This is a genomic window from Spongiibacter pelagi, from assembly GCF_014705705.1.
Lineage (GTDB): Bacteria > Pseudomonadota > Gammaproteobacteria > Pseudomonadales > Spongiibacteraceae > Spongiibacter > Spongiibacter pelagi.
The window spans coordinates 134,136-158,246 of sequence record NZ_JACXLD010000002.1; the positions used below are offsets into that span (position 1 = coordinate 134,136).

The following is a 24,111-nucleotide window of genomic DNA, read 5'->3' on the forward strand; positions in this document are numbered from 1 at the left end:
TTTTGAGATTTCCAAATGGTTCCGGTAATTGCCCTGGTAGGGCGCCCAAATGTGGGCAAATCCACGCTGTTTAATCGACTCACCAAAAGTCGAGATGCGCTGGTAGCCAATTTTCCGGGACTCACCCGCGATCGCAAATATGGCGATGCCGACTTTGAAGGTCGCCGCTTTATTCTGATTGATACTGGCGGTATCAATGGCGATGAAGAAGGCATCGACGAGGCCATGGCCAAGCAGTCGCTACTGGCGATTGATGAGGCCGATGCGGTTTTGCTCTTGCTCGATTCCCGCGCGGGTTTAACCCCCTCTGACGAAGCCCTGATTAAACATTTGCGCGGCTGTGAAAAGCCGGTGTTTTTTGTCGCCAATAAAATTGATGGTACAGACCCCGACGTTGCCATGGCCGAGTTTTACCAAACCGGTGCGGCCCAGATTTATCCCATGACCGCCACCCACGGTAAAGGGGTGCGCAAGCTGGTGGGTGATGTGTTGGAAATGTTTCCGGAAGCGGAAACCGCTGCGGAAGAAGAAGTTCGCGGTAAAAAAATCGCCGTGGTTGGCCGCCCCAATGTGGGTAAGTCGACACTGGTTAACCGCATGTTGGGCGAAGAGCGGGTGGTGGTTTACGACCAACCCGGTACCACGCGCGATAGTGTGTACATCAACTATGAGCGCGATGGCGAAGCCTATACGCTGATTGATACTGCCGGGGTGCGTAAGCGTCGCAATATCAACGAAGCCGTAGAGAAGTTCTCTATTGTTAAAACCCTCAAGGCGATTGAAGACGCCCACGTGGTTATTCTGGTCATGGATGGCCGAGAAAATATTGTTGATCAAGATTTGCACTTGCTAGGGCAGGTGGTGGATTCCGGTCGCGCGGTGGTGCTGGCGATCAATAAATGGGATGGCCTCAGCCAAGATCAGAAAGACCGAATTAAGATCGAGCTAGATCGCCGTTTACAATTCATCGATTTTGCCGAGCTGCATTTTATTTCAGCGCTGCATGGCACCGGTGTTGGCAACCTCTATGAATCGATTGAGAAAGCTTACGCTTCTGCAAATTGCCAGTTAAACACCCGCAACTTGACCATGATTTTGGAAGGGGCGGTATTTGATCATGCGCCGCCGATGGTGAATGGCCGCCGAATTAAATTGCGACTGGCTCACCCCGGTGGACACAATCCGCCGATTATCGTGATTCACGGTAATCAAACCGACAAAGTGCCTAACAACTATACTCGCTATCTTGAGCGTGTTTACCGCCGTGAATTAAAGCTGGTTGGTACGCCGATTCGCATCGAGTACAAAACCTCTGAAAACCCCTACGAAGGCCGAAAAAACCAGCTGACTAAGCGGCAGGTTGAGCGCAAGCGCCGTCTAGTTAAATTCGTTCAAAAGAACTCAAAGAAAAAGAAATAGGGTGCTTGTCACCCTGTGCTGAACGATGAGTGATTCTTCCTGCAAGCCGGATCTCAATTCGTCTGAAAACATTGCCGCCTTTGTCGAGGCCTTTTATGCCCGGCTCTTGGCTGATGCCAAGCTCGGCCCTATTTTTGTTGATGTTGCGGGCATTGATGTACGCGAGCATTTCCCACGGATACAGGCTTATTGGGAAAAGTTACTGCTGGGGCAAAACGATTATCACCGTCACACCATGAATATCCACCGGGCACTTCACAGCAAGCAAACACTGCATGCGGAGGATTTCGCTCAGTGGTTGCGCTATTTCGTAGACACCGTTGACGAAAACTTTGCCGGAGAAAAGGCGGAACGCGCCAAACGGATTGCGGCAACGATCGCCCACAATATGGAAATTGCGCTGAAATCCCCGCCAATCTCCACGGTGCCGCAGCGGTGATTAGCGACCCTTTCTTTTATCTCTGCGCAATTCCAGCCGTGCTTATTTTTGGTATGGCCAAGGGCGGCTTTGGTGGTGGCGTATCGGTGATTTCGGTGCCGCTTATCAGCCTTGCCGTGTCGCCGGTTCAGGCCGCATCGATTTTATTACCCATTCTCATTGTGATGGATGGGGTGGCCTTATGGAGCTTTCGCGGCCGTTGGGATAGCGCAAATCTACGCATTATTATTCCCGGCGCAATACTGGGGATTTTTCTCGGCAGCCTCAGCTTTCATTTTTTTTCCGAACATATGATCCGCATATTGATAGGCAGTATCGCGGTCATTTTCTGCTTGGATTACTGGTTTCGTCCGGTATTGGCAGCGGCGGGGCCAAGTGTTTTGCGCGGCGGTTTCTGGGGCACCATTGCCGGATTTACCAGCTTTGGTATTCACGCGGGCGGGCCGCCCATCAGCATTTATCTCTTGCCACAGCGCATGGAGAAAACCCGGCTTATGGGAACCATGGCCGTGTTTTTTGCGGTGGTTAATTTAATCAAGCTGCTGCCCTATGGTTTACAGGGCAATTTGGCAACACAGAACTTATTCACCGCCTTGGTGCTGATGCCACTGGCACCAATCGGCGTGCGGCTGGGCTATTTTCTACTGCACAAGGTTGATGAAAAGCAGATATATCGCATCTGCTATTTCTTCTTGTTTATTGTCGGCCTGAAATTATTGGGTGATGGTTTCGGGCTTTGGTAAAGCTCTCAGCGTTATGGTCACACCTTGAGCTTTATCAGTTGTGGGCTAGCAAAAAAATGGCTTAGCGAAACTGCGCGATGGCTTGTTGATATTGCGCTTCCAACGAATCCACCAGCTCGGCCACGGTAGGAATATTGTGGATATTGCCCACGCCTTGGCCGGCAGACCAAATGTCCTTCCACGCGCCTTGGGTCTTATCACCTTGTTGATGATCCGCGTCTACGCTTAACTCTTCCGCTACATTGGTTTCAGTTTTGGGCTCAAGCTGCTCAGGCACCAAGCCTGCCGCAACAATGCTCGGGCGCAGGAAGTTGGCATGCACCCCGGAAATATTCGGCGTATAGAAAATATCACTGGCGCTGCTGTCGAGAATCATCTGCTTATAATTGTCTTGTACCAGCGCTTCGCGGGTGTTGATAAAGCGAGTGCCCATATAAGCAAGGTCAGCGCCCATTGCCAGTGCAGCAGCAATATCGCTACCGCGTGAAATGGAACCGGATAAGAGCAGGGCTTTGTCCCAGAACTGACGAATTTCACCAATCAATGCGAAAGGGTTAATGGTACCCGCGTGGCCACCGGCACCGGCGGTTACCGCAATCAAACCATCCACGCCAGCTTCCGCCGCTTTTTTGGCGTGCCGCACATTAATCACATCGTGGAATACCAGACCGCCATAGCTATGCACGGCGTCGATCACTGCGCTTACTGCGCCGAGTGAGGTGATAACAATCGGTACTTTATGCTTAACCACCAGCTCTAAATCCTGCTGCAGGCGAGGGTTGGTTTTGTGCACAATCAGGTTAACCGCGAAGGGAGCCGGGGTTTTGCCGGTTTCTTTTTCATAGTCAGAAAGGGCGCCGTTAATCTCATTCAGCCAAGCTTCAAAACCTTCGCTGCTGCGCTGGTTCAAGGCCGGAAACGAGCCGATGACGCCGGCTTTGCAGGTTTCAATAACCAGTTGCGGGCCAGAGGCAAGAAACATCGGGGCGGCTACGGAGGGCAGGCGCAAGCGGTTTTGGAGGCTTTCGGGTAATGCCATGAGAGTTCACCTAGAGTTGATTCAGTGGATCTCACTTTACGGAGGACAAGGCGTCATGAGTAGTGTCTTAATTGACAGTTAAATGGCTAAAAATGACAAATAGGCCAAAACTGTGGAAAAATGGTTCGGTTGTTAAATCGAAAACTGCTAAAAGAACCTGTTTATGCCCAATATCGTGACTCTTGCCTATGACCACTGCTATGCCAGCAGTCTCGCTTGTCATCAAGATCTGTACTTTATCGCCAATGCCCACTGGCGTGATCAGGGGCATAGCAAGGAAGGCCTGTTTCGCTGGCGAACTCTCTCTAAGCACGCCGCACCGGTGGTGACTGCAACCGGCTTACGGGTGATGGTGGACGGCGATTTGGAAGACCTCAAACCGGGCAGTATTATTATCATTCCTGGTATGAACTATCCCGGTAGCCGTCTATTCAGTCAGCGCCTTGCCAGCATGGAGATTGAGCTGGCATGGCTGCGTCGCCAATATCAGCGCGGTTGTATTGTGTGTAGCCACTGTACCGGCAGTTTTATTTTGGCCGAGACCGGTTTGCTAGACGGGCGTACGGCGACCACCAGTTGGTGGTTGGCCGATCAGTTTGCTCAGCGGTATCCAAAAATTCATCTTAAAGCTGACCAACTGGTATTGCGTGAGGAGGCCTGTATTACCGGTGGCGCAAGCACGGCAGAACAGCTCACGGCACTAATGATGGTTGAAGAATATATGGGGCCGGGCATTGCTGCTCAGACTGCCAAGACCCTGTTAGTCGATACCAATCTTACCCAGCAAGCGCCGTATCTCACTCTGCAAAGCCAGCAGCAACACAATGACCCTTTGGTTTCAGCAGCCCAGCTAGCCCTGCAGAAAAACCTGCAAGATTCGCTGTCTTTGGAACAGTTGGCAGAGCAATTGGGGGTGAGTTCCCGAACCTTGATACGCCGCTTCAAACAGGTGCTCGGGGTAACGCCGACCAGCTATAGTCAAAACCTGCGAATAGAAACGGCAAAGCGCTTGCTTGAAACTACAGGGCTGCCCATTGAGGAATTGATTCTGCAAGTGGGTTACGAGGACGTGAGTTCCTTTAGTAGACTGTTTCAACGTAAAACGGGGATGACGCCCCGCGCTTATCGCCAGAAATTTTCTGTAACAGATTTTCAGCGCTTTTCGGCAGCCGAATAGCCTTTGGCGCAAAATTAAAACGAATAAAATGAATAAGGAACCAAATTATGCTGTCTGCCAAAGGTTATGCGGCGCAAACGCCAGAAGACGCACTAGCGCCCTATGATTTTCAACGTCGCCAAATGGATGATGAAGACATTCAGTTAGAGGTGCTGTATTGCGGGGTGTGTCATTCCGACATCCACTCAGCGCGCAATGACTGGGGGCGCACCCGTTATCCATTGGTGCCGGGCCACGAAATTATTGGTCGTGTCGTTGCTGTGGGCAGTAAAGTCAGCAAATTTGAAGTAGGGGATTTGGCGGGTGTTGGCTGCATGGTGGACTCCTGTCGCCACTGCGCTGCTTGCCACGATGGCGATGAGCACTACTGCGTCTCAGGGCCGACCATGACCTATGGCGCGCCAGATCGCAAAGTGCCAGAACTGCTGACCTATGGCGGTTACTCAAATAATTATGTGGTGGCCGAACCCTACGCCTTGAAGGTTTCTCCCAAGGCGGATTTAGCGGCGACCGCGCCCCTGTTATGTGCGGGTATTACCACGTGGTCACCACTGCGGTTCTGGAAAGTTGGCCCCGGTATGAAGGTGGGAATTGTCGGCTTAGGTGGTTTGGGCCATATGGGGCTGAAGTTTGCCAATGCCTTTGGCGCTGATGTGACCTTGTTTACTACCTCGGCCAACAAAGCAGAGGATGCCAAGCGCTTGGGCGCGCATCAGGTTGTTGTGTCTAATGACAAAGCCGCGATGCAGGCCAATATGGGCAGTTTCGATTTTATTTTGGATACCGTCTCGGCCCAGCACGATATCAATGTCTATCTGCGCCAACTTCGCCGTGATGGCACCCTATGTTTAGTGGGTCTGCCAGACCAGCCTTTGGCCTTAAGCAGTTTCGCCACCGCCGCGCGTAAAGTGGTTACCGGTTCCATGTTTGGCGGTATTCGCGAAACCCAAGAAATGCTCGATTACTGCGCTGAGCATGGCATTGGTGCGGATATTGAAATGATCAAAATGGCGGAAATTAACGAAGCGTTTGAGCGAGTATTAAAAAGCGATGTTAAGTATCGTTTTGTTATCGACATGGCGTCACTTTAGAAATTACGGCTATTTCAAATCTGGTGTTGGCATTCTGTCTAAATCAAACACCCGTGTAGATCAGCAAGTGGCTGGATAGTCATCAATGCCAGCTTTGCACAATTGGTGGACGGTATCGTCCATACGTGTAATTGAGAGATTGTGCTAACCAGCATAGGAAATTGGACATTCAGTGGAAGTCGTAGGTCTTAACAAGTCAATGCAGCCGACTCCTGCGGCGACGACTGATTGAGGAGCTGTGTGCATTAGAGACCCAAGCCATGAGATATTTTGGAGTATTAAAATCAGTTAGGGACGAAAAAGAGGCTGAGCACATTATATTCTCTGTCTCTGAAGGCCGCTCAGTTAACAAGCTATTTGAGCGTGTTGCAATATCATTCATGGCTCTACTGATTTTAATGGGTAGTGTGCAAGCTTCGGCAGCAGGTGACCCTCATTTTCTCAAAATACTCCTAGCCTTATTTGTGTCGCTAATAGCGGCTTGTATCGTCTACTGCTTCATCTCCAATCGTACGCTGTATGTATGGGGTAGCATGTATAACACGGAGGCCCAGAATTTTGGTTTACGTGCTTTGGCTGCCTTCATCAGCTTGGCATTTATTATTTTTTGGGGGCTTGGTGTTTTTAGTGTTAGTTCAAACACATAATAAAACTGTTATGCGTAAGGAGCCAGGTGGGGGCGATGGCGAATAATTGGAATATTCCTGCTGATTTGGAGCAGGAAGTCAGGGAAAGAGATCAAGCCTGTGTTTACTGCGGAAATGAATTTCTGTCACATAAAGAGTCGGTAAAGGCATCTGCGAGTTGGGAGCACATCATCAACGATGCCTCGATAATTTCTCGTGATAATATCTGTCTTTGCTGTCGAGGCTGCAATGCCAGTAAAGGGCAGAAAAGGCTCTCTGATTGGCTGCTTTCTAATTATTGCAAAGAGCGTGGCATTACTGCTGATACGGTTGCTCCAGTCATTAAGTGGGCAATCGAAAATGGGCAGTAACGTCACGCATAACAAGGCACTGCTGCCGACAAGCGGCAGAGCGCGGCGTTATGTGTATTTCACCCGCATGCCATGGAAGAGATTTTGATGGCTGATCATTCCGGTTCTTGTCTGTGTGGCACCGTGAGCTTTGGGGTAAAAGGTGACTTCGATGGCTTTTACCTATGCCATTGCCAGCATTGCCAAAAGGATACAGGCTCGGCTCATGCGGCAAATATATTCTCACAGTCAGCTAAATTGGTCTGGCGATCGGGTGCAGATGCTGTGACGTCCTTTACGCTTCCAGGCACTCGTCATAACAAAAGCTTTTGTAAGTTGTGTGGCTCAGCAATGCCGAGCACTCAGATCCCGGGCTTGCTAGTCGTTCCCGCAGGGTGCTTGGACACTGAAATCTCTATGGTTCCTATAGCGCACATCTTTTTATCCAGCAAAGCTGTGTGGGACGAGGGGTTAGAGGGACTGCCAAAATTCGAGGTACTGCCAGATTGAGCTGCCATCACATAACCAGTGGCTGTTGGCGGGCGCTCCAGTACACCGCAAAGCCAAGCGTTAAATGCCAGTGATAGCAAAGTCCAATGCAGCGATAATTTCGTCGCGAAAATGAGCTAAAGAGCCAATGGGAGTTTTCAAATATTCCGCAGGAATGGCCGCTATCTGTGGAACAAGAAGCAAGAAGTGCTCACCTTCATAGTTAATTTCGGGAGTCAGTTTTGTCATAGCTTGGTTTTTGAAACTTTGTAGCTTTCCAAGGGGAACAACAATTCGAGTAGAGATGTCCTCTATTACCGGGCTTTGAATATCAACGATATACGGAAATGCTTTTCGGGTATTTGAGCTTGGGTTTTCATAAACATCAAACTGAGCCATTAAAACTCCCTGAACTCATCTCCAAAGCATCCATTTTTTTCAACGAACTTGTTGTAGGCGCGTATAGCATTTTTATTTTCATCAGCCCATTTCTCGGAGCTGGATTTAGCCAGCTTTTCAACAAGAGCTTGCTCCAGGGTGGCAGAGAGATTTATGTTCAGTGCCTTGCATTTTTTCAATAAGTCGCTATTTAAACTCAGGTTTGTGGGTTTCTTTGGGGCTTTCAAGTCAAATAAAGGCTGCATATTCGGGTGCTCAAAAGTCTATATGCTTGCTATTATGCGCATGGTCATGCGCACTGTAAAGCGTTTAACAAGTGTAGGCTGCCGGTCAAATTACTCGCTGCGCTTGCAATTTTCCGCAGCTACAGGCGCTAAATGCCTGTCAGTAAAAAGTCGAGTGCGGAGATAATTTCGTCTCTATTTAGAAGCAAGGAGCCTTCTCTTCTCGCTAAAAATGATGCAGAGACTGTAGTAATTTGATGGGGTATTCGCATCTTTCCATCGCCCGCAAATAGCCGAAATTAATTCCCAGAGTTGGAAGCGTCGAGAAAAGCCGGCCGTTCGCCGCCGCCGTGAAGGGCGAGGGCAGCGCCATTGATATAAGAGGCCATATCACTGGCTAAGAATACGCAGGCGTCGCCAATATCTTCTGGAAGGGCCATGCGGCCCAGTGGCACGGTCTTGCTTACGGCGGCAATACCGGCTTCGTCGCCGTAGTGGAGTTGGGATTGTTCGGTGCGAATCAGTCCGCCAATAATCGCATTGGTGCGCACTTTGGGTGCCCACTCAACAGCTAGCGAAGTGGTCAGATTTAATAAGCCCGCTTTGGCGGCACCGTAGGCCGCTGTGCCGGGGGAAGGGCGGGTGGCACTTACCGAGGCAATATTCAAAATCACGCCGCCATTGTCTTGCTCTTGCATAACCGCGTTACAGGCCTGTGCGAAAAGCAGCGGTGCCAGCAAATTCAACTTGATAATAGATTCTGAAAAGCGCGGCGAGGCATCGGCGGCATTGCAGTAGGGGGCGCCACCGGCATTGTTAATTAGTACGTCAATGCGGCCGTAGCGGGTTTTTACCGCATCGACCATGGCTTGCACGGCGTCGGCATCGCGCACATCCAGTGCAAAAAAGTCGGCTTGCTTGTCGCCGTGTTTTGGTAGTGTTTCTGGTTCGGTGCGGCCACAAATCACCACGCTTCCGCCTTGCTGCAAAAAGCGCTCGCTAATACCGCGCCCCACACCTTTGCCGCCGCCGGTGACAATAATGACTTTACCGGCAAAGCTCAGTCGATCCTGCATGAAAACCTCTTTTGTTTTTATCTGTGCACTTATCTGTGCGCTTCTCCGTGCGGAGGATGTTGTCTTATAGAAAGATATATACACTAGCGCGCTGGTGAGGCAAATAAGCCGTTTGTGTTGATTTAACACTGATTCACTTTGGAGTGAGTATGGTCCAACCGCAACTCAGTTTGCATGTGCTGGCGGGAATTCCCCTCGTTGAGCCCGGTGATAACCTGATTGATCTTCTTGTGCAGTCTCTCGAATTGACGGGCTTGAGTTTACAGCCGGGAGATGTGCTGGTTATCGCACAAAAAATTATCTCTAAATCTGAAAATCGCTATGCCTATCTCGATGAGGTCGAGCCCAGTTCGGAGGCGGTGATGCTGGCGATTGAGTGCGATAAAGATCCTCGCCAAATGGAATTGGTGTTGCGTGAGTCGCGTTGTGTATTGCGCCGCCGCCAAGGCGTAGTGATTGTCGAGCACCGAAATGGCTATGTGCATGCCAATGCCGGAATCGATAAATCCAATATTCAGAGCGATGAACAACGCCCTCGGGTTTTACTGTTGCCGGAACAGCCAGATAACAGCGCCAAGCGGCTTCGAGAGGGACTTCAAACTCGAACCGGTATTGCGCCCCATATTATTATCAACGATAGCGCCGGGCGGGCATGGCGCAACGGCACACTGGGTTTTGCGCTGGGTACGGCGGGATTCGAAGCCGTTGAAAATCGTATTGGTGAGCCGGATTTGTTTGGCCGCGAATTAGAAATTACCGAGGTGGCAGTGGCAGATGAGTTGGCCGCGGCGGCGTCTTTTTTAATGGGGCAAGCAGCAGAAGCGGCACCGGTAGTGTTAATTCGCGGTGCTCATTTACGCGCTTCTGAACAAGGCTCTGAGAGTTTGATTCGCGACCCTGCCAAGGACATGTTTCGCTAATGACAGCAATCAGCAATGGCAAAATTCTGGCTCTGAGTGGCGGTGTCGGTGGTGCTAAATTAGCCAGAGGCCTAGCGGAAGTTCTTGCGCCAGCGCAGCTTAATATTGTGGTGAATACCGCCGATGATTTTGATTATTGGGGGCTGCGAATTTGCCCTGATCTGGATTCGGTGATGTATGCCTTGGCCGATCGTAACGACACTGTGCGGGGTTGGGGCTTGCAGAATGAAAGCTGGCGGACCCTCGATGCCATGGGGAATCTTGGCGCCGAGAATTGGTTTCAGTTAGGTGATTTGGATTTGGCGACCCATCTGTTTCGCAGCCAACGTTTGCGTGAGGGTCAAACGCTAACACAGATCACAGAAGGGCTTTGCAAGAGTATGAATGTGCCGGCCCGCTTACTGCCGATGACGGAGCAAGCAGTGGCAACACAGGTGCATTGCAGTGAGGGGCAGCTTGGGTTTCAAGAGTACTTTGTGCGTGAGCGCTGTGCGCCGGTAGTAAAGTCGCTGGAATTTGCCGGGGTGGAGTCTGCCAAACCTACGGCTGCGATCTTGGCTACTTTAGCTGATCCCGATTTGCGCGGGATTATTCTCTGCCCGTCGAATCCTTTTCTGAGCATTGATCCCATTTTTGCGGTTCCCGGAATGTTGCCGGCCATTATTGAAAGCCAAGTGCCGGTGATTGCGGTGTCGCCAATCGTAGCCGGGCTGGCGGTGAAAGGCCCGGCGGCAAAATTAATGCAGGAATTAAATATGCCGGTAAGCGCCGATCAAGTGGCGCGCTATTACCAGCAGCGTTATCCGGGCTTATTGCAGGGGTTCATCATCGATACGAGTGATGCGCAGTTGGCATCGGAGTTCGATACACTCGGGCTGGCCGTGAAGGTGCGTCCGACATTGATGACGGATATAGCCAGCAAGGCCGAATTGGCAGAGCAATGCCTTGGCTTTTTAAACGAACTTGCGAATTAAGCGGTTTTTCGCGAAGTAGAAATAAAAATAATAACGAGGATTTTTTCATGGCGGTTTATGCCCTCAGCGGTGGCGCTACCGGAATTGGTGCGGCGATTAAGTCAGCTTTGCTGGCCCGTGGTGATCGGGTCATTGTTGTAGATTTAAACGAAGGCGATATTTGTGCCGATTTGTCTACTGAAGCTGGGCGAGCAAAAGCGGTTTCCGGGGTAAGGGCGCTGACGAATACCTTGGATGGCATTATTCCCTGCGCGGGCTTGGGGCCTTCGGTTAAGTCACCCGCGCTGATAACACAGGTCAATTATTTTGGCGCGGTGAGTTTTGTTGAAGGTTTGCAAGACTTGCTTAAACCCGGTGGCCGTATTGTGATGATCGGCTCTAACTCTGCCCCCATGGCACCTCACGATGACTTTGTTGATTTGATGCTGGCGGGGAAGGAAACGGAAGCCTGCGAGTTTATTGCCGAGCAACATCCGCAAAGTGCCTATGCTGGTTCAAAACATGCGCTGTTATGTTGGATGCGCCGCCATTGTTTGGCTTTGGCGGGGAACGGCATTTTAATGAATGCGGTGGCGCCCGGTTTTGTGGATACCCCTTTGAGTGACAAGGTACTGGCCGATAAAGAGCTGGGCGAAGTGACCAAGGCATTCTGCGAAAGTGTCCCCATTGGTCGCGTTGCCAAGCCTGCTGAAGTTGCCGATGTGGTGCTTTTTCTATTGGGTGAGCAAGCGCGCTATATTTGTGGCTCGGTGTTGTTTATCGATGGCGGTCACGATGCCATGTTGCGGCCAGACAGTTTTTAGGTCCCGCAGATTCATAGCCTACTAGATCACCGGGGCCGGGCACCGGTATGATCTGAACGTAAGCGCCATTTTTGCCCGGTATTCCCCATTGTTATGACGTCACTATTTTCCCCGCTCGTTCCGGTTATGTTGCCGGTATTGATCTGCGCCGCCATCGGTGTGTTTTGGGCGCGCTTTAAACAGCCATACGATGCGGAATTTGTGCGGCGTTCGGTTATCTGGATCGGCGCGCCGGCATTGATCGTCGGAACTCTCGGGCAAACTCAAATCAGTGCCGAGCTGCTACAGCAATCGGTTGTCGCCTGTTTGACAATGTTGGCCTGCGCCACGGTGATCTCTTTGGTTTTTCTGGTGATCTTTCGCTTGCCCGTACGGGATTTTCTGGTGCCTATGGTGTTTGGCAATACCGGGAATATGGGGCTTCCGCTGTGTTTGTTTGCCTTCGGTGATGCCGGGCTGACCCTTGCGCTTGGGGTATTTCTTACCACCAGTACCACCCATTTCTCGCTGGGCGTTGCGGTGTTAAACGGTCGCCAGGCGTTGAAATACACCTTTGCTTCGCCATTGGTTTGGTCGGGCGTTCTCGCCGCATGGATGGTGTTGGGCAATTGGCAGTTGCCACTGGCGATTCAAAACAGTCTGCATATTTTGGGCGGTATGGCGATTCCCTTGATGCTGATTACCTTGGGAATTTCCTTGAATAGCCTGCATAGCGGCGCTTTTGTTCGTTCTTTTCTTATGGGTTTAGCAAGGCTGGGGATTGGATTGGCGGCGGGTTTTGCTGCGGTATGGTTATTGGATTTAGACGGTTTATTGCGCAAAGTCATTTTGCTGCAAGCCGCAACGCCTTCTGCGGTGTTTAATTATTTGCTTGCGCTGCAAAGCCGCCGTAACCCCAATGCGGTAGCGGGAATGGTGGTGAGCTCTACCGTATTAAGTTTCATCACCATTCCACTTTTGCTGATCTATTTGGGCGTTAGCGGATAATGATCATCTTCTTGATGCGGGCAACATCCTCTTCCAGTCGTTGGTAAATCGCCTTCACATCCACATCGGCATCAACGCGTACCCGATTGGAAATCTGGGTAACGGGGAATAGGAACTGATCTTTAGTCGGAACTTCCAAGGCGCGGCTGCGGCCAATTTTATCGCTGTAGATAACCCATTTGAGTCCGTTCTCCTTGCGCAGGTAGTCGCCTAGCATAATGCCCATGCCTTGAAGCAGGCGCATATCATCGGAGCGCACCAGCTTGCGGTCGAGAACCTCTTGGATGAGTTGTAAATCCTGATCCCGGCCGTGACCGAAACTGCGGCCGAGTTTGATCTGTACCAATTCGTTTAATTCGCGCTGGGTGCTTTCCATATAACCACGATCGAGCGGAGTAATCGGGTCGGTACGCCATTTATCGGCCAGCGCCATATTTCCGGCCAGAGGCAGTAGGCACAGAAGAAATAGTTTTAATAGGCGGTGATTCATGACGCTGTAAACTCCAAATTTGACCGGTAACTGTCGGTCTTGGTGAAAATCGCCGGCTATTATGCCGGGTTTGCAGCACTTTGACCCGTTGCAATGACAACAGTTTCCGGCACTTGAACCACTTTTCCTGCTTGAGCTGTAAGGCCCCGGCCAGTACCATTGGCGGCTTGCAAAAGTTTTGGAGTTTTAGTGATGATTTCCGGCAGCATTGTGGCTCTGGTTACCCCCATGCACGACGACGGCAGTGTCGATTGGCAGGCGTTGTCGCGTTTGGTGGAGTGGCATGTTGAACAGGGCACGGACGGTATTGTTGCGGTGGGGACCACCGGCGAATCCGCCACCCTGGCGATGGACGAACACAAAATGGTCATTAAGGCCTGTGTCGATCAGGCTGCGGGTCGTTTGAAAGTCATTGCTGGCACCGGGGCCAACTCCACGGCGGAAGCCATCGAGTTAACCGCCACCGCCCACGATGTGGGTGCAGATGCCTGTTTGTTGGTCACGCCTTATTACAACAAGCCCACCCAAGAGGGCTTGTTTCAGCATTTCACGGCGATTGCTAACGCAGTGGATATTCCCCAGATTCTTTACAATGTGCCCGGCCGTACCGGTTGTGATATGAGCAACGACACCGTTGTGCGTCTTGCGGAACATCCCAACATTATTGCAATCAAAGACGCCACTGGCGATGTGCCTCGCGGCAAAGCTCTGATTGATGCGGTGGGCGGCAAACTGGACGTGCTGTCTGGCGATGACGGCACCGCGATGGAGCTGATGCTGCAGGGTGGCAAGGGCAATATTTCAGTGACTGCCAATATTGCACCTGCGGGAATGAAAGCCGTGTGTGATGCCGCTATGGCGGGTGATCGCGCTGCAGCTGAGGCGGCTAATGCGCCGCTGCTTGAATTGCATAAAGTACTGTTTATTGAGTCCAATCCGATTCCTGTGAAATGGGCAATGTATGCGATGGGCTTGATGGAAAATGGCATTCGTTTGCCTTTGACTGTGCTGAGTGAGGCCTGCCAGCCCACGGTGCGGTCGGCGCTGGATCGCGCTGGACTGCTGGACGCTTAAAAAATTAACGAGAAGAAAAGTTTGATGCCAAACCTGCTTAGGCCCGCGCTGCTGCTGAGTGCGACTGTTGTGCTGAGTGCCTGTGGCCTGTTCCACGACCGTTCAAATGATTATCGCAAGGCCTCTCTGGAAGCCCCGCTGAGCTTGCCACCTGGCGTGCAGTCGGAAACTCTGAAGGACCGCTACGCGGTGCCGGGTATTGCCCAGCACCAAGTGCTGGATGGCGATTTTGTTATTCCACGCCCAGACGGGCTAGCCAAAAATGTGGGTTATGCAGAAGTACGCATCCAGAAACTGGGCGCTAAGACGTGGATTCTTTCCGAGGGTTCTCCCAGCGAAGTGTGGGGCCGCGTGCGCGAGTTTATGAATTACGCTGGTTTGACATTGGCTTACGCCAATGGCGAGCAGGGTATTTTAGAAACCGAATGGCGCAGCCCGGATTCGTCGCGCCCTCTGGAGCGTTTCCGTTTTACCCTTGAACAGGGTGTGCAAATCAAAACCACTGAAATCAGTGTGCTGGCGCAAACCGGTGCGAGAACTGATTGGCCCAAGCAATCCACCGATGCTCCCCGCGAAGCGGCTTTTGTTAAATCACTGGCGCAGCATCTAGCCGACAGCCAAGTACAGACTACTGTTTCGGTATTGGCTCGCAATGTGGCCGCCAGCAATAAGGGCAAAATCTTCTTGGAGGGCGAGGGCGAAAAGCAATATCTGCGTCTATTCCTTCCCTCAGAGCGCGCTTGGGCGGCATTGGGCTTGGCGTTGGAAAAGGCCGGTTTTGAAGTTGAAGAAGCTCACCGCAATGTTGCCAAATACTGGGTTAGCTATGTTGACCCAGACCGTCAGCCCGGTTGGCTTGCAAGAAAGCTTGGTGCCGATAAAGTGACCAGTCGCTACGTGGTAGAAATGCAGGAATTAAGCCCCCGTGAATCCCTTATTCTGCTCAACTACCAGCAGGGTCGTCGCCTTAGTAATGAAGATCGTGAGCGTATGTTGACCCGGATTATGGGATACACCCATTAATGCGGTTTGCCTCCCTTGGCAGTGGAAGCAAGGGTAACGCCACGCTACTGGAAACCGACTCAAGCTGTTTGCTGATCGATTGCGGTTTTACCATTAAAGAGACTGAGCGGCGTATGGCGCGGCTCGGTCGCTCCCCCAGCGACCTCAGTGCTATTTTGGTGACCCACGAGCACAGTGATCACATCAAAGGCGTACTGCCCTTGGCGCGCAAATATAAACTGCCGGTGTACAGCAGTTTTGGTACCGCTGAATATGATGGTATGCGTGCACAGGAATGCTGGCGCGGATTGGTTTTAGATAGCGTTCAGCAGATTGCTGGTATTGCTGTTACCCCGGTGGTGGTTCCCCACGATGCACGTGAACCGTGTCAATTTATCTTTGAACATCGTCAGCGGCGTTTTGGATTATTAACTGACTTGGGCAGCATTACCCCGCATATTCGCGCCCATTACGGAAACTGTGATGCCCTGTTATTAGAGTGTAATCACGATGTGCCGATGCTGCGGGTTGGCCCATATCCGCCGAGTTTGAAACGCCGGGTGGGTGGTGATTGGGGACATTTGAACAATGAACAGGCCGCCAGCTTGCTGGAAAGCTGTGAGGTACCCAGGCTGCAGCATGTGGTGATGGCGCACCTGAGCGAACAGAACAATACTGCAGAATTAGCACGGGCCGCGGTAGCGCCGCGCCTAGAGTGCAGTGAAGCATTGCTTAGCGCAGATCAAGAATCTGGTTTTGATTGGCTGGAAATAGCGTAGAATTGCGCCTGTGTTGCCTTGGGCAAACCGGCGGTGATTATTTTTGAGGACTATCATGGAAAAACGCGACGAGTTGTATTCGGGTAAGGCCAAATCGGTATTTAAAACCGATGATCCGGATCGCTATATTTTGACCTTCCGCAACGACACTTCCGCGTTTGATGGCGTGAAAGTGGAGCAGCTTGATCGCAAGGGCATGGTCAACAATAAGTTCAATGCCTTTATCATGCAAAAGCTGCAGGCGGCAGGGATTCCCACCCACTTTGAAGCCCTGTTGAACGATACCGAAGCACTGGTAAAACGTCTGGATATGCTGCCTATTGAGTGCGTGGTACGCAATCTGGCCGCCGGTTCAATCGTTAAGCGCTTGGGTGTGCAGGAAGGTCTGGAGCTCAATCCACCAACCTTTGAAACCTTCTTGAAAAACGATGCCCTGCACGATCCCATGATCAACGAATCGCATATTCGTAGCTTTGGCTGGGCCACCGATGCGCAAATGGCGCGTATGCGTGAGCTGACTTTCCAAGTTAACGATGTGCTGAAAGCGCTGTTCCTCGACGCGGGCATGTTGCTGGTGGATTACAAGCTGGAGTTCGGTGTGTTCAGCGACGGTGAAATTTATCTCGGCGATGAATTCTCGCCCGATGGCTGCCGTATCTGGGACAAAGAAACCCGCGAAAAGCTCGATAAAGACCGTTTCCGCCAAGACCTTGGCAATGTGGTTGAGTCCTATGAGCTGGTTGGCCGTCGCCTTGGCATGAACTTCGACGCCTAAGTCTAAACTTAAGTTTGAGCCTGAGCCTGCTTTAAAGTGGATATTCGCCGTCTGACGCAACACCGCCTATTACAGCTGACACTATTATTGTGTCTGCTTGGCGGTGCTTGGTTTCAGGCGGAGCATATTCATGTTTCTGACTCGGTATCTCACGAGTGTTTAGCCTGCCATTACAGCGCTACAGCTGCTATTGGTGATGGCGAATCGTTCTCTCCCGTTATCCTTAGCGATAACGTTGATATTCCACTTCTTGAGCAAGCATCTTACGCTAGCCCAAGATTACTCCCGCAAACCCGCGCCCCTCCTATTGTTCTGAGCTAAGGCTCAGCATCCAGTTTGGCTTTTATTTCCGCATTATCTGGTACTTAACGACCCCAGATGGTGTGGCTTAGCATGGATTAACAATAGGAATCTCATTATGAAAAAACCGCTGTTTTTTGCGGGTTTGGCTGCATTCTGTTTTAGCGCAGAAGCACAGTCAGAGTCTGCTCAATCTGAAACTCAAAAAACTGAACTACATCCTCTTGAGCATGTGTTGGTCACCATTCCGGTACACAAAAAAGAAGCGCGTACCGCCCTGCCAGTAACCGTGTTAAGCGGAGACGCATTGCGCGAGCAGGCGGCGATGACCCTCGGCGACACCTTAAATGGCAGCCCCGGCTTGGCCAGCAGTAGCTTTGGCCCCGCAGTGGGTCAGCCGGTCATTCGCGGTCAGCAGGGGCCACGCGTTGCTGTTTTGCAAAATGGTTTGCCGGCGCTAGATGTGTCTACCAATAGTGCGGATCACGCGCTATCGGTTGAACCCGTCTTAGCTGAGAGTATTGAAGTGCTTCGTGGCCCGTCGACCCTTTTGTACGGCGGCGGAGCAATTGGCGGCGTGGTCAATGTGATTGATAACCGGGTTCCCGGTAAGCACATCAATGGCGTTGAGGGCGCGGTTGAGCTGCGCCGCAACTCGGTTGATAACGGTCGGGCTGGTGTTGCCCGCTTGGATATGGGTAACGGCACCTGGGTTTTTCACCTCGATGCCTTGTACCGTGATTGGGAAGAACCGGAAATTCCGGGATTGTCGGTCAATGAACGTTATGCGGACGCTGAGGCCATTGAAGAAAGCTCAGATGGGGTAATTGGTAATGCCGATGGGCGCACTCGACGCTTTACCCTCGGTAGTGCTTATCACTTTGATGGTGGTTATGCAGGGATTAGTTACTCTGAGTTGCGCAACCTTTACGGTATTCCAAGTGGTGTGCACCATCATCATGAAGAGGCGGTCGTTGGTGCGCCGGTAGAACCTGAGCATGAGGAAGAAGAGGGCATTGATCTCGCTATTGAGCAGCGTCGCTGGGATGTTGCTGGCGATGTCCATAATGAGGGTTTCTGGGAGCTGCTACGCTGGCGGGGAAGCTATTCGGAGTACCAGCATCAAGAGCTGGAAGGCGATGGCGCGGTAGGTACGACGTTTAGCCGAGATGCCTGGGCGCTGCGCACGGAGTTAAGCCATCGCGAAGTTGGCAATATGCATGGGGTTGTCGGGTTGCAGTACTTGCAGTCGGATTTTTCGGCCTTGGGAGAGGAATCCTTTGTGCCCGAAACTGAAAATCGTAACCTCGGGATATTTTGGCTTGAGGACTATCATCTAGACCGTTGGCAATTTGAAGCCGGTTTGCGTGTAGATCGTGATGAACTGGATAGCGCAGAAGCTGATTTAGAGGCACATAATTATTTTGGCGCGAGTGGCTCACTGGCGGCAATCTATGATTTGAATAGTGTTTGGAGCGTATCGGCCTCTTATGCGGAATCCCGCCGTGCGCCGGGGGCGGAGGAGCGCTACTCCAATATCATGATCGAACCGGGCGATGAATATATCGTGCACGGTGCTACTGGTTCGGTTGAGTTGGGTAATCCTGATCTTGGTCGGGAAAAATCAGCCAATATTGAGTTGGGTCTGCGAGCAGATATGGATCGCATTACGGCAAAACTCAATGTTTTTAGTAATCAGTTCAGCGATTTTATCTACCTGCAAAATACCGGGCTGGAGCAGGATGAGGCCCCAATCCTTTCTTACCAGCAGCAAGATGCGGACTTTGTGGGCGTGGAGTACGAGCTAAAAATCGCGCTACTACCGGCGTCTTACAACAACCAAATTGAGCTGCGTTTATACGGTGATCGTATCAGTGCTGAGCTTGCCAGTGGTGAGGATGTGCCGCGTTTGCCGCCAAGCAGAAATGGTTTGGCTTTGAGTTGGTCGTATCAGGATTGGTCAGCGTCGATTGATTACTTGCACGCCAGTAAACAGGATAAGCCCGGCGCAAATGAAAACCCGACGGAGAGTTATAACCGGGTAGATGCCGATATTAGTTGGCGCTGGCAGTATCAGTCGCAGAGTTATATCTGGTCGCTGAAGGCGCGTAACTTAGGTGACGAGGAAATTCGCAGTAGTAGCTCGTTTATTCGCGATGCCGCACCTGAGCCGGGTCGCTCGCTTGAGTTGGCATTTCGCTGGGAGTTTGGCGTTTAAGCCGCTATGCTGGCGCTTTTTATAAAACGCTAGCATTGATATGACGCCACTTATTTACAGCCCGAAACCCGGTGAACGCGAGCAGCAACTTGCCGTGCAAACAGGGCTTTCTATTTGTAATGAGTGGCTATCAGACCAGCATCAGCAATATCTTTTTTATCACCAAGATTGTTTGTCGGTAGGCTTATCTCCCGCCCAGCGGGAACATCCGGTGTGTGTGGATTTTGCCGCTTTGTTGGGCAATCGCCAGCGCGGTAAAGAGTTACTCTTAAAAGCCATTGGCGGTCGCCAGCCGGGTATGCAAATTGTGGATGCGACGGCAGGGCTGGGGCGAGATTCTGCTTTATTGGCCAGTTACGGCGCGCAGGTGACCCTATGCGAACGTAATCCTGTTGTTGCCGCTTTGTTGCAGGACGGTTTGTTAAGAGGCGAACAAAGCGCACCTGACATTGCCGAGATTGTCAGCCGCATGACGCTGATCCGTGATTCAGCCAGCCATTACCTCAACTCAATAAACGAGCAGGAAAAACCGGGCATTATTTATCTCGATCCCATGTTTCCCGAGTCGGGTAAATCGGCCTTGGTTAAAAAGGAAATGCGCTTATTTCACGATTTGGTGGGCAAGGATGACGACGCCGATGAACTGCTGGCGCTGGCACTGCAAAAAGCCGAATACCGCGTGGTAGTAAAGCGGCCACCAAAAGCTCCTGTATTGGGAGAGGCGAGGGCGGATTTACCGCGTCCGCAATTAGCTGTGGCTGGTAAGGCGGTACGTTTTGATCTTTATCCGCTTAAAGCATTGCCAAAATAAGCGGGCAAAAAGCAGGCAAAAAAAGAGCGGCTAACTCGCGCTATGCCGCTCTAATTTATTGAAAATTATAAAAATTTTCGTCTACATGTTGGGATAGTTTGGACCGCCCAAACCTTCTGGTGTTACCCATACAATGTTTTGCGACGGGTCTTTAATGTCGCAAGTTTTGCAGTGAACACAGTTTTGGCCATTGATCTGGAAGCGTGGGCCGTTCTCGTCTTCAACCACTTCGTAAACACCTGCAGGGCAGTAGCGCTGAGCGGGCTCGGCGTACTTGGGCAGGTTTTCACGGATCGGCAGCTCTGGATCTTTCAGTGTCAGGTGACAGGGCTGATCTTCTTCGTGGTTGGTGTTTGACAGGAATACCGAGGTCAGACGGTCAAAGCTGATTTTGTTGTCTGGCTTGGGGTATTCGATCTTTTTGCAGTCCGCTGCGGGCTTCATCTGAGCGTAGTCAGCGTGATCATCGCGCATGGTCCAAGGCAGTTTGCCGCCGAAGATATTGATGTCGATAAACGCGTAGGCTGAACCGATAAAGTTGCCCCATTTGTGTTGGGCAGGGCCGAAGTTACGCTGAGCGTACAGTTCTTTGTAAACCCAAGACGCTTCAAACGCGGTGGTGTATTCGTTCAGCTCTTCGCCAGTTTTGCCATCAGAGGTCAGCGCCTTGTGTACCACTTCTGCGGCGATCATGCCGGACTTCATAGCGGTGTGGCTGCCTTTGATTTTGGCAAAGTTCAGGGTGCCGGCGTCACAGCCAATCAGCAGACCACCGGGGAAGGTCATTTTAGGCAGTGATTGCAGGCCGCCTTTAGAGATGGCGCGGGCACCGTAAGACAGACGCTCGCCACCGTCCAGATATTGCTTAACAACAGGGTGCTGTTTAAAGCGCTGGAATTCTTCAAAAGGTGACAGCCAAGGGTTGTCGTAGCACAGATCGGTAATCAGACCGATGCTGACCTGATTGTCTTCAATGTGGTACAGGAAGCTACCGCCGAAGGCGCCGTTCTCAGACAGCGGCCAGCCGGTTGCGTGCTGTACCAGACCTTCTTTATGTTTGGCTGGATCGATTTTCCACAGCTCTTTAATACCCACGCCGTAGTGCTGGGGATCTTTGCCGGCAGCCAGATCAAATTTCTCGATCAGGCGCTTGCCCAAGTGGCCGCGACAGCCTTCAGCAAACAGGGTGTATTTGGCGTGCAGCTCCATGCCGGGCATATAGCTGTCTTTTTGGGTGCCGTCGTGGCCGATACCCATATCGCCAGTCACCACGCCTTTAACGCTGCCATCTTCATTGAAGAGAATGTCGGCGGCGGCAAAGCCGGGATAAATCTCGGCGCCCATGCCTTCCGCTTGTTCGGCCAACCAGCGGCACAGATTGCCGAGGCTGATAATGTAGTTGCCTTCGTTGTGCATGGTTTTGGGTACGGCAAAACCGGGCACTTTGGTGGCGGCGGTGGGGCTGGTCATGTAGTAAATGTCATCGCCGGTCACGGCGGTGTTCAGTGGTGCGCCTTTTTCTTTCCAGTCTGGGAAGAGTTCGTTCAGCGCGGTGGGTTCGAAAACCGCACCAGAGAGGATGTGCGCGCCGACTTCGGAGCCTTTTTCAACAACACAGACACTAATGTCTTGGCCGGTACTTTCACTCAGTTGGCGGATTTTACATGCCGCCGCCAGACCTGCAGGGCCTGCACCTATGATAAGTACATCAAACTCCATAGATTCACGTTCCACAGACTCTCTCCTATATTGATCGGATTTTTTTACGCACCCGTATTGGGCTTAGATGTTTTACACAGCAGGCCGCGATTATAGGGCTTGATGGCGCAAAAGGCCACTTTGTAACTGGCTGAAATCGCTTGTAAATCAAGGGAATATTCGCATATTTGATGCGACTTATTCTCAACAAGTTGTCTAGATAGAGAAGGGGAGGCGAAGTCAAATCGCTGGCTAAATGCACATTATAGGCGCTGTGAATAGCCTACTTTGGTTGACCTTGGCCGGTAATAAGGTCAATATAGCGGCGCTTTTTTTAAGGGGCTGTCGTTCTCAGGTCAGTGTAACGCTGGCATCCTCTGGAGAAATTCGCAGCTATTTTCTTTTAATTACACGTTTACTGGGGAATCCATGAAGGTTCTTGTTGCTGTCAAACGAGTCGTTGACTACAACGTAAAAGTGCGTCCCAAGTCGGACGGTACTGACGTTGATCTGAATAATGTCAAAATGGCGATCAATCCATTCTGCGAGATCGCTGTGGAAGAAGCCGTACGCCTGAAAGAGAAGGGCGTTGCCACCGAAGTTATTGCCGTTTCTATCGGCCCTAAAGTGGCGCAAGAGCAAATCCGCACTGCACTGGCACTGGGTGCCGATCGCGGCATTCTGGTTGAGTCAGACGCTGAAATCCAGCCACTGGCCGCTGCTAAATTGCTGAAAGCGATTGTAGACAAAGAACAGCCTCAGCTGGTTATCCTGGGTAAGCAGGCGATCGATGGCGACAACAACCAGACTGGCCAAATGCTGGCTGCGCTGGCAGGTCTGCCACAGGGCACGTTTGCTTCTGAAGTTGGCGTTGAAGGTGAGCAAGTTAGCGTAACCCGTGAAATCGACGGCGGTCTGCAAACTGTTAAGCTGAACCTGCCTGCGGTTGTAACCACTGACCTGCGTCTGAACGAGCCGCGCTACGCGTCTCTGCCAAACATCATGAAGGCCAAGAAAAAGCCTCTGGATACACTGACTCCTGACGAGCTGGGTGTAGACGTGGCGCCACGCCTGAAAACCTTGAAAGTTGAGCCACCTGCAGAGCGTCAAGCGGGTATCAAGGTTGCAGACGTTGCTGAACTGGTTGCGAAACTGAAGAATGAGGCGAAGGTAATCTAATGAGCATTTTAGTCCTTGCAGAACACGACAATGCCTCAATCAAAGGGGCTACCCTGAACACTGTTGCTGCTGCCAAAGCGATTGGTGGTGACATTGCCGTATTGGTTGCGGGCGAAGGCTGCGGTGCCGCTGCTGAAGCTGCTGCCAAAATCGACGGTGTAAGCAAAGTACTGGTTGCAGACAACGCCGCCTACGGTCATCAACTGGCTGAAAACGTTAGCCTGCTGATTGCTGAAGTGGGTAAAGACTACGGTCACATCCTGGCGCCAGCGACCACTACTGGCAAAAACACACTGCCACGCGTTGCCGCGTTGCTGGATGTTGCCCAGATTTCTGAAATTACTTCTGTAGAAAGCGCGGATACTTTCCAGCGTCCAATCTACGCCGGTAACGTTATCGCGACTGTTCAGTCTAGCGATGCGATCAAAGTAATCACTGTACGTACTACTGCGTTCGACGCGGTTGCGGCTGAAGGCGGTTCTGCCGCTGTTGAAGCTGTAGGCGCTGCGCACGATGCGGGCACTTCAAGCTGGGTTGGCGAAGAGCTGGCGAAGAGCGACCGTCCTGAGCTGACTGCGGCTGACATCGTAATCTCCGGTGGCCGTGGTATGCAGAATGGCGATAACTTCTCCATGCTGTACGCGCTGGCTGACAAGCTGGGTGCCGCTGTAGGTGCTTCACGCGCTGCGGTTGATGCGGGCTTTGTTCCTAACGATATGCAGGTTGGTCAAACCGGTAAAATCGTTGCGCCAAACCTGTACGTTGCGGTTGGTATCTCTGGTGCGATTCAGCACTTGGCAGGTATGAAAGACTCTAAAGTGATCGTTGCCATCAACAAAGACGAAGATGCTCCTATCTTCCAAGTTGCTGACTACGGCCTGGTCGCTGACCTGTTTGAAGCAGTACCTGAACTGGATAAAGCGCTGTAAGTTGACGCCTTATACCAATTCAAAAAAGCCCGCCGAGCGCGGGTTTTTTTATGCCTGTTGTTTTTCCATTTCGCTTGCTGTGGTTTACTTGAAAAAATTA

At 51.5% G+C, this 24,111-nt stretch carries 28 protein-coding genes; 21 read left to right on the top strand and 7 right to left on the bottom strand.

Annotated elements, in window-relative coordinates; translation table 11 throughout:
* Positions 1-15: 15 nt before the first annotated feature.
* The 3 genes from der to IB286_RS04660 are packed head-to-tail and all read left to right on the top strand — an operon-like array spanning position 16 to position 2,601.
* Complete coding sequence (der, locus tag IB286_RS04650; RefSeq protein ID WP_190762987.1) at positions 16-1,419, top strand: ribosome biogenesis GTPase Der; 1,404 nt, start codon at positions 16-18, stop codon at positions 1,417-1,419.
* 25 nt (positions 1,420-1,444) lie between these two features.
* Positions 1,445-1,858 (top strand): group III truncated hemoglobin, encoded by a 414-nt coding sequence (locus IB286_RS04655; protein ID WP_190762989.1) that lies wholly within the window; start codon positions 1,445-1,447, stop codon positions 1,856-1,858.
* The gene (locus IB286_RS04660; protein ID WP_190762991.1) at positions 1,855-2,601 is read left to right on the top strand and encodes a sulfite exporter TauE/SafE family protein; all 747 of its coding nucleotides are present in this window, start codon (positions 1,855-1,857) and stop codon (positions 2,599-2,601) included. Before IB286_RS04655 ends, IB286_RS04660 begins: the two co-directional genes overlap by 4 nt.
* Positions 2,602-2,662: 61 nt before the next feature.
* Here the strand turns inward: IB286_RS04660 and IB286_RS04665 are convergent, their stop codons facing one another.
* Complete coding sequence (locus IB286_RS04665) at positions 2,663-3,640, bottom strand: NAD(P)H-dependent flavin oxidoreductase (protein WP_190762993.1); 978 nt, start codon at positions 3,638-3,640, stop codon at positions 2,663-2,665.
* Between the two features lie 163 nt (positions 3,641-3,803).
* Between IB286_RS04665 and IB286_RS04670 the strand changes: the two genes are divergently transcribed.
* The 5 genes from IB286_RS04670 (at position 3,804) to IB286_RS04690 (ending at position 7,394) form a co-directional block, all read left to right on the top strand.
* Positions 3,804-4,817: a GlxA family transcriptional regulator gene (locus tag IB286_RS04670; RefSeq protein ID WP_190762995.1), complete on the top strand. Its 1,014-nt coding sequence runs from the start codon at positions 3,804-3,806 to the stop codon at positions 4,815-4,817.
* A 47-nt stretch (positions 4,818-4,864) separates the two neighbouring features.
* Positions 4,865-5,908 carry an NAD(P)-dependent alcohol dehydrogenase gene (locus IB286_RS04675; protein WP_190762997.1) on the top strand — a complete coding sequence of 348 codons (1,044 nt, stop codon included), beginning with the start codon at positions 4,865-4,867 and terminating at the stop codon, positions 5,906-5,908.
* 260 nt (positions 5,909-6,168) lie between these two features.
* A complete protein-coding gene (locus IB286_RS04680) occupies positions 6,169-6,555 on the top strand; it encodes a hypothetical protein (RefSeq protein WP_190762999.1) in 387 nt (128 codons plus the stop codon).
* 35 nt (positions 6,556-6,590) lie between these two features.
* Positions 6,591-6,905: an HNH endonuclease gene (locus IB286_RS04685; protein ID WP_190763001.1), complete on the top strand. Its 315-nt coding sequence runs from the start codon at positions 6,591-6,593 to the stop codon at positions 6,903-6,905.
* 87 nt (positions 6,906-6,992) lie between these two features.
* Positions 6,993-7,394: a GFA family protein gene (locus tag IB286_RS04690; RefSeq protein ID WP_190763003.1), complete on the top strand. Its 402-nt coding sequence runs from the start codon at positions 6,993-6,995 to the stop codon at positions 7,392-7,394.
* A gap of 60 nt (positions 7,395-7,454) precedes the next feature.
* On the opposite strand, the gene IB286_RS04695 is transcribed toward IB286_RS04690, so the two are convergent.
* The 3 genes from IB286_RS04695 to IB286_RS04705 all read right to left on the bottom strand — a co-directional run bounded on the left by IB286_RS04695 (position 7,455) and on the right by IB286_RS04705 (position 9,072).
* Complete coding sequence (locus IB286_RS04695; RefSeq protein ID WP_190763005.1) at positions 7,455-7,772, bottom strand: CcdB family protein; 318 nt, start codon at positions 7,770-7,772, stop codon at positions 7,455-7,457.
* Entirely contained in the window at positions 7,772-8,017 is a 246-nt protein-coding gene (locus tag IB286_RS04700) for a type II toxin-antitoxin system CcdA family antitoxin (RefSeq protein WP_190763007.1), read from the bottom strand. The genes IB286_RS04695 and IB286_RS04700 overlap by 1 nt, the downstream gene beginning before the upstream one ends.
* 278 nt (positions 8,018-8,295) lie before the next feature.
* Entirely contained in the window at positions 8,296-9,072 is a 777-nt protein-coding gene (locus IB286_RS04705; protein WP_190763009.1) for an SDR family oxidoreductase, read from the bottom strand.
* Between the two features lie 149 nt (positions 9,073-9,221).
* Here IB286_RS04705 and cofE point away from each other — a divergent pair, with 149 nt between their 5' ends.
* From cofE to IB286_RS04725, 4 genes are all read left to right on the top strand, one after another.
* On the top strand, positions 9,222-9,992 hold the full coding sequence (gene cofE / locus IB286_RS04710) for a coenzyme F420-0:L-glutamate ligase (protein WP_190763011.1): 771 nt from the start codon (positions 9,222-9,224) through the stop codon (positions 9,990-9,992).
* On the top strand, positions 9,992-10,966 hold the full coding sequence (cofD, locus tag IB286_RS04715; RefSeq protein WP_190763013.1) for a 2-phospho-L-lactate transferase: 975 nt from the start codon (positions 9,992-9,994) through the stop codon (positions 10,964-10,966). Before cofE ends, cofD begins: the two co-directional genes overlap by 1 nt.
* 47 nt (positions 10,967-11,013) lie before the next feature.
* Complete coding sequence (locus IB286_RS04720; RefSeq protein ID WP_190763015.1) at positions 11,014-11,769, top strand: SDR family oxidoreductase; 756 nt, start codon at positions 11,014-11,016, stop codon at positions 11,767-11,769.
* A gap of 93 nt (positions 11,770-11,862) precedes the next feature.
* On the top strand, positions 11,863-12,756 hold the full coding sequence (locus IB286_RS04725) for an AEC family transporter (protein WP_190763017.1): 894 nt from the start codon (positions 11,863-11,865) through the stop codon (positions 12,754-12,756).
* Here IB286_RS04725 and IB286_RS04730 read toward each other — a convergent pair.
* Together IB286_RS04730 and IB286_RS04735 are read right to left on the bottom strand one after the other, a co-directional pair.
* Positions 12,746-13,246, bottom strand: a complete 501-nt coding sequence (locus IB286_RS04730; RefSeq protein WP_190763019.1) for a DUF3806 domain-containing protein — start codon at positions 13,244-13,246, stop codon at positions 12,746-12,748. The two genes, IB286_RS04725 and IB286_RS04730, sit on opposite strands and share 11 nt — an antisense overlap.
* A gap of 59 nt (positions 13,247-13,305) precedes the next feature.
* The gene (locus tag IB286_RS04735) at positions 13,306-13,455 is read right to left on the bottom strand and encodes a hypothetical protein (protein ID WP_190763021.1); all 150 of its coding nucleotides are present in this window, start codon (positions 13,453-13,455) and stop codon (positions 13,306-13,308) included.
* Between IB286_RS04735 and dapA the strand changes: the two genes are divergently transcribed.
* The 7 genes from dapA (at position 13,439) to IB286_RS04770 (ending at position 20,205) form a co-directional block, all read left to right on the top strand.
* The gene (gene dapA / locus IB286_RS04740) at positions 13,439-14,320 is read left to right on the top strand and encodes a 4-hydroxy-tetrahydrodipicolinate synthase (protein ID WP_190763023.1); all 882 of its coding nucleotides are present in this window, start codon (positions 13,439-13,441) and stop codon (positions 14,318-14,320) included. The two genes, IB286_RS04735 and dapA, sit on opposite strands and share 17 nt — an antisense overlap.
* Positions 14,321-14,344: 24 nt before the next feature.
* The gene (bamC, locus tag IB286_RS04745; RefSeq protein ID WP_190763025.1) at positions 14,345-15,343 is read left to right on the top strand and encodes an outer membrane protein assembly factor BamC; all 999 of its coding nucleotides are present in this window, start codon (positions 14,345-14,347) and stop codon (positions 15,341-15,343) included.
* Positions 15,343-16,101 (top strand): MBL fold metallo-hydrolase, encoded by a 759-nt coding sequence (locus IB286_RS04750; protein ID WP_190763027.1) that lies wholly within the window; start codon positions 15,343-15,345, stop codon positions 16,099-16,101. The genes bamC and IB286_RS04750 overlap by 1 nt, the downstream gene beginning before the upstream one ends.
* Before the next feature lie 55 nt (positions 16,102-16,156).
* Positions 16,157-16,876, top strand: coding sequence for a phosphoribosylaminoimidazolesuccinocarboxamide synthase (purC, locus tag IB286_RS04755; RefSeq protein WP_190763029.1), 720 nt, complete (start codon positions 16,157-16,159; stop codon positions 16,874-16,876).
* Positions 16,877-16,912: 36 nt separating this feature from the next.
* Positions 16,913-17,197, top strand: coding sequence for a hypothetical protein (locus IB286_RS04760; RefSeq protein ID WP_190763030.1), 285 nt, complete (start codon positions 16,913-16,915; stop codon positions 17,195-17,197).
* A 97-nt stretch (positions 17,198-17,294) separates the two neighbouring features.
* A complete protein-coding gene (locus IB286_RS04765; protein WP_190763032.1) occupies positions 17,295-19,394 on the top strand; it encodes a TonB-dependent receptor in 2,100 nt (699 codons plus the stop codon).
* 40 nt (positions 19,395-19,434) lie between these two features.
* A complete protein-coding gene (locus IB286_RS04770) occupies positions 19,435-20,205 on the top strand; it encodes a class I SAM-dependent methyltransferase (protein ID WP_190763035.1) in 771 nt (256 codons plus the stop codon).
* Between the two features lie 81 nt (positions 20,206-20,286).
* Here IB286_RS04770 and IB286_RS04775 read toward each other — a convergent pair whose 3' ends face one another.
* Positions 20,287-21,939, bottom strand: a complete 1,653-nt coding sequence (locus tag IB286_RS04775; RefSeq protein ID WP_190763036.1) for an electron transfer flavoprotein-ubiquinone oxidoreductase — start codon at positions 21,937-21,939, stop codon at positions 20,287-20,289.
* A 393-nt stretch (positions 21,940-22,332) separates the two neighbouring features.
* Between IB286_RS04775 and IB286_RS04780 the strand changes: the two genes are divergently transcribed.
* Together IB286_RS04780 and IB286_RS04785 are read left to right on the top strand one after the other, a co-directional pair.
* Complete coding sequence (locus tag IB286_RS04780; RefSeq protein WP_190763038.1) at positions 22,333-23,082, top strand: electron transfer flavoprotein subunit beta/FixA family protein; 750 nt, start codon at positions 22,333-22,335, stop codon at positions 23,080-23,082.
* Positions 23,082-24,011: an electron transfer flavoprotein subunit alpha/FixB family protein gene (locus tag IB286_RS04785; RefSeq protein WP_190763040.1), complete on the top strand. Its 930-nt coding sequence runs from the start codon at positions 23,082-23,084 to the stop codon at positions 24,009-24,011. The genes IB286_RS04780 and IB286_RS04785 overlap by 1 nt, the downstream gene beginning before the upstream one ends.
* Positions 24,012-24,111 lie beyond the last annotated feature (100 nt).